General features: G+C 60.4%; 10 protein-coding genes. 9 read left to right on the top strand and 1 reads right to left on the bottom strand.

What is annotated here, in order from left to right; genetic code table 11:
- The 8 genes from E5W87_RS04070 to E5W87_RS04035 form a co-directional block, all read left to right on the top strand.
- On the top strand, nt 1-629 hold a 629-nt coding region (locus tag E5W87_RS04070; RefSeq protein WP_292394279.1), incomplete at its 5' end, for a DUF3095 family protein.
- Nucleotides 630-701: 72 nt separating this feature from the next.
- Entirely contained in the window at nt 702-2,087 is a 1,386-nt protein-coding gene (locus tag E5W87_RS04065; protein WP_367118792.1) for a nucleotide sugar dehydrogenase, read from the top strand.
- A gap of 214 nt (nt 2,088-2,301) precedes the next feature.
- The gene (locus tag E5W87_RS04060; RefSeq protein ID WP_292394277.1) at nt 2,302-3,642 is read left to right on the top strand and encodes an adenylate/guanylate cyclase domain-containing protein; all 1,341 of its coding nucleotides are present in this window, start codon (nt 2,302-2,304) and stop codon (nt 3,640-3,642) included.
- A 163-nt stretch (nt 3,643-3,805) separates the two neighbouring features.
- Nucleotides 3,806-5,701, top strand: a complete 1,896-nt coding sequence (locus tag E5W87_RS04055; protein ID WP_292394276.1) for an ABC transporter ATP-binding protein — start codon at nt 3,806-3,808, stop codon at nt 5,699-5,701.
- Complete coding sequence (locus E5W87_RS04050; protein ID WP_292394274.1) at nt 5,698-7,596, top strand: ABC transporter substrate-binding protein; 1,899 nt, start codon at nt 5,698-5,700, stop codon at nt 7,594-7,596. Before E5W87_RS04055 ends, E5W87_RS04050 begins: the two co-directional genes overlap by 4 nt.
- 2 nt (nt 7,597-7,598) lie before the next feature.
- Nucleotides 7,599-8,597 carry an ABC transporter permease gene (locus E5W87_RS04045; RefSeq protein ID WP_292394272.1) on the top strand — a complete coding sequence of 333 codons (999 nt, stop codon included), beginning with the start codon at nt 7,599-7,601 and terminating at the stop codon, nt 8,595-8,597.
- The gene (locus tag E5W87_RS04040; RefSeq protein WP_292394270.1) at nt 8,594-9,775 is read left to right on the top strand and encodes an ABC transporter permease; all 1,182 of its coding nucleotides are present in this window, start codon (nt 8,594-8,596) and stop codon (nt 9,773-9,775) included. The genes E5W87_RS04045 and E5W87_RS04040 overlap by 4 nt, the downstream gene beginning before the upstream one ends.
- A 147-nt stretch (nt 9,776-9,922) precedes the next feature.
- Nucleotides 9,923-10,402, top strand: a complete 480-nt coding sequence (locus E5W87_RS04035) for a class I SAM-dependent methyltransferase (protein ID WP_095483615.1) — start codon at nt 9,923-9,925, stop codon at nt 10,400-10,402.
- 15 nt (nt 10,403-10,417) lie between these two features.
- On the opposite strand, the gene E5W87_RS04030 is transcribed toward E5W87_RS04035, so the two are convergent.
- Nucleotides 10,418-11,833 (bottom strand): adenylate/guanylate cyclase domain-containing protein, encoded by a 1,416-nt coding sequence (locus E5W87_RS04030; protein WP_292394325.1) that lies wholly within the window; start codon nt 11,831-11,833, stop codon nt 10,418-10,420.
- Between the two features lie 204 nt (nt 11,834-12,037).
- Here E5W87_RS04030 and E5W87_RS04025 point away from each other — a divergent pair.
- On the top strand, nt 12,038-12,787 hold a 750-nt coding region (locus E5W87_RS04025), incomplete at its 3' end, for a hypothetical protein (protein WP_292394268.1).

The raw sequence follows: 12,787 nt of genomic DNA, 5'->3' as shown, positions 1-12,787 counted from the left end.
GGCCGGATCTGACCGGCCTCTCCTGCCGCTGGAACCCGATCGAAGCCCGGCATGGAGAAATCGTCTCGATCATAGCCGTACCGGGGGCGTCGCGCGACCTGCGCGGTTTTCAGTTTCTGGCTTCCGACATCATCGCCCTTGCCGGCAGGCAGGAACGCGATGGCCACCCGGTGCCGGTGAACGGGCCGAGCTACAGTTTTCTGCCCGCCGGTCTCGATATCGAGGCGCGGGCCATGGCACCGGCAGGATGGCGGTGGCTGTCGAAGCTGTGGGTAGTGTTCCTGATGACGCTTACGGCTGTTACGGATAGATATGGCTGGACGATCGGCAGTTTCGATCCGAAGATCTACAAACGCGAGGTGGCCAGCAATTCGGATTTCCGGAAGTTCGACGACGGCTTGAAGATGACCATCGACGTTGACGCGGATGTGTTGCAACGGATCGAGAACCGGCTGAAACAGGCGGAAGAGGCGGGCATCTGCAACTATGGCCTGCACCGCCAGAAATCGGCCTTGATGACATGCCTCGTCGCATCGCCGCTGCAGCGCGATCACGTTCATTTCATCGATGGCGCCGCCGGCGGCTATGCGATTGCTGCCGCAAGCCTGAAGGCGAAGGTGCCGGTCTGATGATGGCTTGCGGAAACCGATTTTCCGCAATATGCCTCGGCCATGGTTCTTGGGACCATGGTGCGCCTCGCCATGGGCGCGGACAGCCTGTCCGAATTGACGGGAAGCAGATTTTTGGACGCCTCACGATCGACATATGACCGTCTTCTGAACCGGATTTCGACGCGTGCCGCGCAAGTCGGCGTGATCGGACTGGGCTATGTCGGGTTGCCGCTGGCGGTTGCGATCGCACGCGCCGGCTTCCCGGTTGCCGGCTTCGACGTCGAAGCCCAGAAGGTCGAGAGCCTGAACAACAGCCAATCCTATATTGAGGCGGTGACGTCGACAGCCCTTGCCAGCGAGGTGGCGAGCGGACGGTTCCGCGCCACTGCGGATTTTGCCGAACTGGCTGTCTGCGATGTCATCATCATCTGCGTTCCGACACCGCTGACGAAACACCGAGAGCCGGACCTCTCCTTTGTCAGGAACACGGCAGGCACCATCGCGAAGCGTTTACGTCTCGGCCAGTTGATCGTGCTGGAATCGACCACCTATCCTGGCACCACCGACGACGTGATCAAGCCCATACTGGAAAAAACCGGCTTGCAGTCGAAGATAGACTTCTTCCTCGGCTTCTCGCCCGAACGCGAGGATCCCGGCAACCGCAGCTTTGAAGTCGCGACGATCCCCAAGGTCGTGGCAGGTGACGGCATTGAAGCGGCGACGCTCGTTCAGGCTTTCTACCAAGGTGTGGTCAAGACCGTCGTTCCGGTTTCCACCACCGCGACCGCCGAGGCGGTCAAGCTGACGGAAAACATCTTCCGCTCGGTCAACATAGCCCTCGTCAACGAGTTGAAGGTCGTGCTCGGTGCGATGGGCATCGACATCTGGGAGGTGATCGAGGCGGCAAAGACCAAGCCCTTCGGCTACATGCCTTTCTATCCTGGCCCTGGACTTGGCGGGCACTGCGTTCCGATCGATCCCTTCTACCTGACGTGGAAGGCGCGCGAATACGAACTGCCGACCCGCTTCATCGAGCTGGCGGCAGAGATCAACACGGCTATGCCGCGTCATGTGGTCGATGAACTGGCGAAGGCGCTGGACCGGCGCTGCGGCAAAGCGCTCAGCCGCTCGCGCATTCTCATCATCGGGCTCGCCTATAAGAAGAATGTGCCCGACATCCGCGAAAGCCCCTCATTGCGGCTCATTGAACTCATCGAGGAATGGGGCGGCAAGGCGGAATTCCACGATCCGCATGTTACCGAAATCCCGACCACACGGGAGCATATGACGATCAAGGGGCGTCGCTCTGTCGAATTGACCGAGGCCGCCTTGAAGGATTTCGACGCTGTCGTCGTTGCAACCGACCACGACGCGATCGACTATCAGGCGATCGCTGATCACGCTCTTCTGATCGTCGACACACGCAATGTTTTTGGCCGCCTCGGGCTAGCCCGAGAGACGGTGGTGAAGGCCTGACGGCGTCCGAGCCGGCGAATTTTTTGCCCGATGTCAGGATCGTGGTTGCACTCGGCGGCAGCCTCGCCACATAATGCCCCAGGAGATAGATGCAATTACGCCCGCTCCTTGCCTGCAAGGACAGTCATTCGGGAAATTCTTTGCCGGCTTTTGCCGGCGAAGCCGGCTTCATTGACTTCGAGGGTGTGGCAGATCAAGGAGATTTCGAGATAGCATGAGCACAGCGCAAGCAGAAATTTCTGCCATCCTCATGGATAAGGTTGCCGATTGGCTGACCCAATCGGCGCTGGCGGGCGACGACCTGGAAACATTGGTAAAGGGCTTTTGTGAACGGCTGGCTGCTGCCGGCCTGCCGTTGAAGCGGGTGCATTTGAGCTTTTCGATGCTTCATCCGCTTTATGACGCGCTTGGCTTCACCTGGCTCCGCGGCCAGGGCCTGGAAGTGGAAGGCTTCCGCAAGGAGAACGGCGTTCATTCTGACAGATTCCTGACCAGCCCATACTACCATCTGCTCAGTAACAAGCTCGACCATCTGCGGCGCCGGCTCGACCCGTCGGTGCGGTCAGAGTTTCCTGTTTTCGATGACCTCAGGCTTATGGGCGTCACCGATTACATGGCTTTCGTGCATCCCTTCAGCGGCAACACCAGTCAGGGCATGCTGGGGTCTTGGTCCACCGACAGTGCTGCAGGCTTCAGCGACAGCATGATTTCGGCGCTGCTGCGCATCCAGAACCATCTCGCTATCGCAACCAAGATGGCGGTGCTCACCAAGCTCGCCGACAACATGATGACCACTTATCTCGGCGGCGACGCCGGCAGGCGCGTGCTCGACGGCCAGATCAAGCGCGGCGAGGGTGATACAATCCGGGCGGCACTGGTCATGGCCGATATGCGCGGGTCGTCGAGACTTGCCGAAACCTCCGGCCGCGAAGTCTATATCGATACGCTGAATCAGTTTTTCGACGCCGTTGCTGCACCTTTCAATCGCCAGGGCGGGCAGATCATGAGTTTCATAGGTGATGGCTTCATTGCCGTCTACCCTTGCGAAAGGCACCGCTCGCAGTCCGAGATCGCCTGCCAGGCTGCTCTTGCGGCAGCGCACAAAGCCAGCGCGCGCATGATGGATCTCAATCTGCGCAGAAAGGAGCAGGGGTTAGGCGACATAAACTTTGGTATCGGCCTGCATGTCGGCAATGTGATGTTCGGCAATGTCGGGCTTACAGACCGGCTCACATTCTCTGTCTTCGGCTCGGCTGTAAACGAGGTCCAGCGCCTCCAGACCCTGACCAAGAAACATCCGCACAGCGTTCTCGCCAGCAAAGACTTCGCCAGCTATTGCGGCGCCAACAGCTGGCTGACGCTCGGCAAGGAGGAACTGGCGGGCATCAAGCAGAAGCTGACGGTGCTTTCACCCGATCTGTCGGGTGCTCTCGCGCTCGATGAAGACAGTGCGCTGGAGCCGATTTACGACCGAATATCGGACGCCGAGCAGGTCATGCTGCTTCATCGCGATGCCGCGCGGCTGTCGGCGGCCGACCCGAGGAAGCTCCAGTAACCGCCACGATCTGATCCGAACGCCTTGGTATGCAGTCCGGTCGCCGGTTCCGCCAGGGAACTGGCGACCGTTTCGAATCCAAGTTGCTCTAGGCTGGCAATACGCTAGTCTCGGTTTCTGGGCCTGCCGTCTGGCAGGCCGCCAGAGTGGGGCTGGTGTGAGAATGAATTCGGGTGTTGATCTGCTGCGGATCGAGGATGTTGGCATCTCTTTTGCCATTATCGGGGGACCCTTGCATGCCGTCAGGCGTGCAAATCTTCGCGTCCTGCCCGGCAAGGTTACCGCGCTTGTGGGCGAGTCCGGTTCCGGAAAATCGGTTCTCAGCCAGGCAGTGATGGGCATTTTGCCGAACACAGCCCATGTTCGCGGCCGTATCCTGTTTTCCGATCCTGAAAAGCCCGGCACGACGCAGGATATCCTGCAGATGCCGCGTGACGGACCCGAAATCCGGGCGTTGAGAGGCAGCCGCATCGGCAAGATCTTTCAGGAGCCGATGACATCACTGTCGCCGCTGCACACGATCGGCAATCAGGTCAGCGAATCCCTGCAGATTCATACGCCCATGGCTCGGGTGGAGCGCAAGGCGCGGACCGAGAAAATGCTCGGCCTTGTCGGCTTTCCCAACCCCAAGCGCGCCTATGACATGTATCCCTTTGAACTTTCGGGAGGATTGCGTCAACGCGCCATGATCGCCATGGCGCTTATCTGCCGGCCCGCCCTGTTGATCGCCGACGAGCCGACGACGGCGTTGGACGTCACCATCCAGGCGCAAATCCTGCAATTGCTGCGCGAGCTTCAGACGAAGCTGAACATGGCGATGCTGCTGATCACGCACGACCTTGGTGTGGTCGCCAATGTCGCCGACGAGGTGGTCGTCATGTACCATGGCGAGATCATGGAAGCGGGACCTGTGGAGGCGATATTCCGCCGGCCAGGCCACCCTTACCTGAAGGGCCTGATGGCAGCCGTTCCGCATTTCGACCTAAAGCCTGGCGAAAGGCTAAAGGCGCTCCGCGAGGTGCCGGTGAATGTCGGGAACCTGCTCGGCAAGCAGACGGCGCCGGCATCGAAGGGGCCGGATGACATCCTGCTGTCGGTCAGGGATCTGACAAAGACCTTCACCATCCGCAAGTCCGGATGGATCGGCGGAGATCATCAAGCCTCTGTTCGCGCCGTGGACGGCGTGAGCTTCGATATCAGGCGGGGTGAGTGCCTGGGTCTTGTCGGCGAAAGCGGCTGCGGCAAAACCACCGTCAGCAAGATCCTCATGCGGGCTGTCACCCCTAGCGGCGGCTCTGTGATCTTCAACGGCCGCGATGGTCCGATCGACGTCTTGGAAGCCGAGGGAGACGCCCTGCGCATGCTGCGCGCGAAAATCCAGATGGTCTTCCAGGATCCGGTTTCGTCGCTTTCACCTCGCATGACGGTGGAGAACATCTTGAGCGAGCCGCTGGAAATCCATCAACGTGGCAATGCCGCGTCCCGACTCGCCACGGTCAAGAGCCTGATGCAGGCAATCGGGCTCGATCCGCGCTTCATCAAGCGTTATCCGCACAGTTTCTCCGGCGGGCAGCGTCAGCGTATCGGCATCGCGCGCGCGCTGGCGCTGGGGCCTGAACTCCTGATCTGCGACGAGCCGGTTTCGGCACTCGATGTCTCTGTCCAGGCGCAGATCCTGAATCTTCTGAAGGACCTGCAGAAGGAACTGGGCCTGACCTACCTGTTCATATCCCACAACCTGGCGGTGGTGGACTACATGGCAGACCGCATCGCGGTGATGTGCGGCGGGCGTATCGTCGAGCTCGCGCCGCGCGAAATTCTGCTTAGGAAACCGGTCCACCCCTACACGCGCTCACTGGTCGCCGCAGTACCTTTCCCCGATCTCGACAGGCCGATGGATTTCAAGACGCTGAAGCTCGGCGGCGCTTCCGACACCAGCGCATGGGGACCGCAATTCCGCGACGAAGGCGACGAGGGTATGCTGTCGCCGCTCGACCTTGGCGGCGGCCACCTCGTGCTGGCCCGGCGTACGGCCGATGTCAGCGAGTTACGCCATTGATCAGCCGGCGCACCGTCCTTGGACTCATGGCTTCGGCATTTCTGCCGGGCACGTCGCGCGCCGGCGATCTGGAGCCGGAATTTCTTCAGCCGCGGCTGAAGGCCAGGGCGCTGCCGGCACTCGCCGAACGCCTGCCCAAGAGCCCGCGCGCGTTGAACCTCGCCGCGATGGGCCGGCAGCCCGGCCAGTATGGCGGCACGCTGCGCACGATCATCGGCAGCCAGAAAGATATCCGGATGATGACGATCTACGGGTATGCTCGCCTGGTCGGCTATGACGAAAAGCTTAACTTGCAAGCCGACATTCTCGAAAGTTTCGACGTAGCGGATGATCGCGTCTTCACTTTCAAGATTCGGGAAGGGCATAAATGGTCTGACGGTAGCCTGCTGACGCCGGAGGATTTTCGCTATTGCTGGGAAGATGTCTGGCTGAACGATGAGCTTTCGCAAGGCGGGCTCGCCCCGGCCCTGCTGGCGGACGGCAAGCCGGCACGCTTCGAGATCGTCGATCCGTCGACGGTCCGCTATAGTTGGGATGCGCCCAATCCCGACTTCCTCCCCAAGCTCGCTGCTGCTTCGCCGCTATCGCTTGTTCTGCCGGCCGCCTATCTCAAGCAGTTCCACAAGAAATATCAGGATCCATTCCGGCTCGCCGGCCTGATGAAGGAGAACCGGGCCAAGAAATGGACGCTCCTGCATATCCGCATGTCGCGGCAGTATCGCCCGGAGAACCCGGAACTGCCGACGCTCGATCCCTGGCAGAACCGGACCAAACCGCCGGCCGAGCAATTCGTCTTCGAGCGCAACCCGTTCTTTCATCGAATAGACGAGAATGGCCGGCAACTGCCCTATGTTGACCGGATCGTCATGAATGTCAGCTCGTCGGCGATCATCCCCGCCAAGACCGGTGCGGGCGAGAGCGACCTGCAATGCATGGGAATTGACTTCAGCGATTACTCCTTCCTTAAGGACGCGGAGAAGCGCTACCCGGTGAAGATGCATCTCTGGAAGCGCACACAGGGTTCGCGGCTGGCGCTGCTGCCCAATCTGAATTGTTCCGACCAGGTGTGGCGTGGCCTTCTTCGTGACGTGCGCGTGCGCCGCGCCCTTTCGCTTGCTGTGGATAGGCGCGAGATTAATTTGGCCGTGTTCTACGGATTGGCGCAGGAAAGTGCCGATACGGTCCTGCCGGAGAGCCCGCTCTACCGGCCGGAATTCGCGAAAGCCTGGGTTGCCCATGATCCCGACCAGGCCAATGCCCTGCTTGACGAGGTCGGGCTTCAGACGCGTGACGATGACGGCCTGCGGATACTTCCCGATGGACGCCCTGCGCAGATCATAGTGGAGACGGCCGGCGAAAGCACGCTGGAAACAGACGCACTCGAACTCATCACCGATCACTGGCGCAAGATCGGGATCGCCCTGTTCATCCGGACTTCGCAGCGCGATATCTTCCGCAGCCGCGCGCTTGGCGGCCAGATCATGATGTCGATGTGGTCGGGCATCGACAATGGCGTGCCGACCGCCGACATGAACCCGTACCAGCTGGCCCCCACCATCGACGACCAGCTGCAATGGCCGCTCTGGGGGGCTCACTACTTATCTCACGGCAAGATGGGTGAGGCACCCGATCTTCCACCTGTGGTCGAGTTGATGGCTTTACTCAAGCGCTGGAACGCATCGACCGAAACCACGGAGCGCGCCGAAATCTGGACCTCGATGCTGTCGATCTACACCGATCAGGTGTTTTCGATTGGCACCGTGAACGGAACGCATCAGCCGGTTCTGGTGTCCTCGCGGTTGCGCAATCTGCCTGACAAGGCGCTCTACGGCTACGACCCGACCGCCTATCTCGGTGTCTACATGCCGGATACATTCTGGCTAGGAGACTCCTGAGCGTGCTTCGATATTTTGTCTGGCGCATCGCCGTGATGGTTCCAACGCTGCTGGTCATATCGGCACTGGTGTTCACGATCATCGAACTTCCACCAGGCGACTATTTCGACAGCTATGTTGCCGAGCTTCGGGCTCAGGGCGAAGCGGTGGATTCCGATCGCATCGAGATGATGCGCAAAGAATATGGTTTCGACCAGCCGCCGGTCATTCGCTACTTCTACTGGGTCGGCGGGATGCTACACGGCGATTTCGGCTATTCCTTCGAATATGAGCTGCCGGTTCGCGACGTCGTCGGGGACCGAATGTGGCTGACGGTGCTGGTTTCCTTCGTCACGATCATCTTCACCTGGCTCATCGCCTTTCCGATCGGCATGTACTCCGCCACGCGTCAATACAGCTGGGGCGACTACGGCCTGACTTTCTTCGGCCTTCTCGGCCTTGCCATTCCGAACTTCATGCTGGCGCTGATCCTGATGTATTTCGCCAACATCTGGTTCGGCACATCCATCGGCCATCTCATGGACCAGCAATATCTCGGCGAGCCGATGAGCTGGGCCAAGGCGAAGTCGATCCTCGCCCATCTCTGGATTCCGGTCTTGATCATCGGCACCGGGGGCACGGCAAGCATGATCCGGCGGCTGCGCGCCAATCTTCTCGACGAGCTACACAAGCAATATGTCGTGACCGCGCGCGCCAAAGGACTTCATCCGTTCAAGGCGCTGGTCAAATATCCGCTGCGCATGGCGCTCAATTTCTTCATTTCCGACATCGGCTCTATCCTGCCGGCCATCATCTCCGGCGCCGAAATCACGGCGATCGTGCTGTCTCTGGAAACGACCGGGCCGATGCTGATCAAGGCGCTGCAAAGCCAGGACATGTATCTGGCAGGCTCGTTCCTCATGTTCCTCGCCTTCCTGACGGTCATCGGTGTCCTGATTTCCGACCTGGCGCTGGCGCTGCTTGATCCACGAATTCGTTTGCAGGGCGGCAGCACCAAATGAGCACACATTCGCCCCTGCCCGCTCCGGGTGCTCCGCTGCAACACTACGTTTCCACCGCGCCGTTTGACCTGCAGTCGGTCGAGACGATGACGCCGGAGCAGTCGAAGGTCTTTCAGGCGTCGCAGTTGCGGCTGATGTGGTGGAAATTCCGGGAGCACCGGCTTGCCGTTATATCCGGCATATTCCTGGCAGCGCTTTATTTCGGGATACTGATCTGCGAATTCCTGGCGCCCTACAATCTGCACACGCGCAACATGGACTACATCTATTCGCCGCCGCAGCAGGTGCACCTGTTCCACAACGGCCAGCTCGTTGGTCCGTTCGTCTATGGCCGCAAGATGATGCTGGATATGGACACGCTCAAGCGGAACTACATCGAGCAACAGGATGATGTTCAGCGGATCCGTTTCTTCTGCAAGGGCGACAGTTACCAGTTCTGGGGCCTGATCGAAGGTGACAGGCATTTTGTCTGCCCTGCCGAAAACGGCCAGCTCTTTCTGGCCGGCACTGACAGGCTGGGGCGCGATGTGCTCTCGCGCATCATCTATGGCGCACGCATTTCACTGACAATCGGCCTCGTCGGCATCAGCTTCAGCTTCCTGCTCGGCATCGTCATCGGCGGACTGGCCGGCTATCACGGCGGTATCTTCGACCTGATCGTTCAACGGATAATCGAAGTTCTGCAATCGATCCCCAGCATTCCGCTATGGCTGGCTCTGGCGGCGATCATGCCGATAACCTGGAGTCCGATCCTGATCTATTTCGGCATCACCGTCATCCTCGGGCTGCTCGACTGGACCGGACTGGCGCGGGCCGTGCGTTCAAAGCTTCTAGCGTTGCGCGAGGAGGATTATGTTCTGGCCGCGCAATTGATGGGCGCCAGAAGCAGCCGCATCATCGGGCGGCATCTCATTCCCGGCTTCATGTCGCATCTGATCGCGACGGCGACGATCTCCATACCCGGCATGATCCTGGGCGAGACGGCGCTGAGCTTCCTCGGGCTCGGCCTGAGAGCCCCGATAACCAGCTGGGGCATCCTGCTCACCGAGGCGCGCAGCGTCAGCGTCATCGCTTTCTATCCATGGCTGCTTTTGCCGATGCTCCCCGTCATTCTCGTCATCATGGCGTTCAACTTCCTCGGCGACGGCTTGCGGGACGCCGCGGACCCCTACAAGTGAGATCGCTGTTCCGCCGCGCGGCCTGCCGACGACTCCACCCGGTATGACGCTTGTCGGCGGCCGGTTGGGTTATTGCAGGGTTTGTCGTTCGCCTCTATATGCGGCAAGCCTCGATCGGGGCTGCTGGTTCAGGACATAAAATCGCATATGAGTCGCCTCGATAATTTCATCAGCAGGATGACCGCACAGCGCGACATTCTCAATCAAATCTGCCCCGAGGTGGCGAAGATGGAGGGGCTTGTGCTCGAGCTCGGCCTCGGCAATGGCCGGACGTTCCACCATCTGCGCGAGCGCCTGCCCGGGCGCCGGATCGTGGTGTTCGACCGCGAAGTTGGCGCACACGCCAGCTCAATTCCCGAAGCTGAAAACCTCGTGCTCGGCGAAATACGCGAGACGGCCCGCAAGTTCATTGGCATCGACGCCGCTCTTGTTCATGCCGACATCGGCACCGGCTATGACGATCGCGATGCAGTGACCGCTACCTGGCTTCCCGATCTGATTGCGCGCCTGCTTCGCGTCGGCGGCTTCGCGGTCAGTGGCACGCCGCTCGATCACCCGCTGCTGCAACGCCTCCCGCCGCCGACTTCGGAGCCCGCCGATCGTTATTTCCTCTGCAGGCGCGTGTAAGGGGCGGAGAAATCTTCAGGGGATCGTATAGACTGCAATCTCTCGCTCAATGCCGCGCAGCGAGACCTCGTGAGCCACGGGCGTCAGCGCGTTCCTGTGCAGCAGTTCGGCGGTGAGATTGTCGTCGACCACCGCACGCGTGGCGAAGATCGCCTGTGCGTTGGCAAGGTTCTGGACCCGTGAAGCAATGTTGACCGTCTGGCCGAAATAGTCCTGCCGCTCGTTCATCGACACGGCGATGCAGGGGCCGGCATGGACACCGATCTTGAGCAGCAGATCCTCGCGCCCGCTCTTGTCGTTGAGTTCACGCATGGCATCGCGCATCCTGAGGGCCGCAGCAATCGCACGATCAGGCGTCGCGAAGGTCGCCATCACCGCATCACCGATCGTCTTCACCACCGCGCCTGCCTCCGCCGCGACGATCTCATGCAGAACCTGGAAATGCTCGCGCACGAGATCGAAGGCTGAAAGATCGCCCACCCGCTCGTAAAGCTCGGTCGATCCGCGCAGGTCGGTGAACAGGAAGGTCAGGCTGGTGATCTTCAGGCGCTGGTTGATGTCGAGCGTATCCGTGCGATAGAGATCGCGAAAAGTCTGGTTGGTGAGCAGGCGCTTGGCGGTCAGGAAGGGCCGGCGTTTGCCCAGGAAATCATGCAATTCCTGGCCGGCGATGAAGACGGTCGGCAGCACGCGGGCGTCGGTCCTGTTCTCCAGCGAAATGCGCAACGGGCCGGGCTGCATCTCCAGCGTCTGGTTCTGGACATGGTCGCGGTCGAAGATCAAAGAGAGGCTTCGGCGCTCCTTTGTTGGTTCGCCCTTCCCGTCGATGAACTGCACTGAATGGGTGACCGGCTCGAAGACGATAACGAATTCGGACGGAAGCTGTATGGGCAGAACCGCCTTTTCACCGGGCGCAAGCTCGATATCCTCCAGCGAGAACGCTTCCATCTTTTTCGCGAAATCCTCTTCCGGCAGATCGACGCCGGACGCCCAGTAGATCTGGCGGAAATATTCCAGCAACGGCAGTTCGTGTGGATTGTGGGCGGCAATCCTGCGCACGCGGGGACTGACGGTGAATGTCACCTCGACCATCTCGTCGAGGGTCGGCGAATAGCCCTCGGAGCACAGCGCGCAGGTGTATTCGTCCTTCTGCAGGGTCTTCAGCGTGGCGTTGGTGTCGAGCACGCCGCCACAGCCGGGGCACAGAACATTCCAGGAAATGTCGAAGATGCCCACCCGTGCCGCATGAAGAAAGGCGCTTATGGCGCGTTCCTCGTCGAGGCCATGCTTGCTGGCGAAGGCTGGCACATTGATGCGGCAAAGTTCGCGGTCCTTGCCCTCCGCGATGGTTCGACTAATCGCGTCGATTGCCTGTGGATCGACATCGGTCGATTGCCGCAGAAGCGAGAACAGATCCTGAGCTTCGTTCATCATGCAGGCTCCGGAAAATGGGCCCCGAGGCGTGTTGGCCGAACCGGTCTTCGGTCCTAGCGCTCCATCTTACGTCGAAACGGACCGTACTGCCATTCGAATGGATAAGCTCGGTGACAGGTCAATTTCCATTCGGCGGATTTTCACCGGCCGCAAGCGGCACTATGATGGGTCCATGGGCATTCATCTTTGGGGCTTTCTCCCGTGCCGACACCGGACAACCCGCCATTTCCCGCGGCCCTGCGCCTTTTCTCGGTGGGGGTCATCATCGTCCTGATCGTAGGCGCCGGCCTGTTTTTCGCGCCTATGCTGGTCAAGCCGCGCTTGCCTTGGGCCGTCACGCCGTTCAATGCCCGCTTCCTCGGCGGCTTCTACACCGCAGAAATGGTCGTGATGGTGGCGCTGCTGGTCTGGAATCGCTGGTCGCCCGGCAGGCTCGTGCTCGTCATGGCCTTCATCTTCACCGTCATCGTGTCGGCGGCTTCGTTCATCAATCTCGGCTATTTCAACTTCGAGCGCAAAGCACCCTGGCTCTGGTTTTTGGTCTATCTTGCTTCGGTCGCGGTATCCGGGCTGTTCCTGTGGCGGGCCAGGGGCCGTCCTTCTGCAAAAGGCGTGATCTTAAACCTCGCATGGCGCGGCTACATGCCGGTGGAAGCGGCGATCCTCGGGCTCTACGGCGTCGGCCTGTTGCTGTTGCCCCTGACATTTAGCAGCTTCTGGCCATGGCCGATTGATGCCTTTCACGCTCAGGTCTACAGCGCCATCTTCCTCGCCGGTGCGGGCGGTGTATATCTCGTCTGGAGAAGCGCGCCGCGCGAGGAACTGCTGGTGCTCGGCTTGGCGCAGTTCCTGGTTGGCCTGCTTGCCATCCTTGGCCTCGTCATCACCGACGCTGCGGTGCACCGGATCGATTGGACAGCGACCGGGACGTTGTGCTGGCTCGCCCTTTTC

The sequence above is a fragment of the Mesorhizobium sp. genome (assembly GCF_004962925.1).
Classification (GTDB): Bacteria; Pseudomonadota; Alphaproteobacteria; order Rhizobiales; family Rhizobiaceae; genus Mesorhizobium.
The sequence above is the reverse complement of the archived record's forward strand: the minus strand, read 5'-3'. Positions and strand labels throughout refer to the sequence as shown.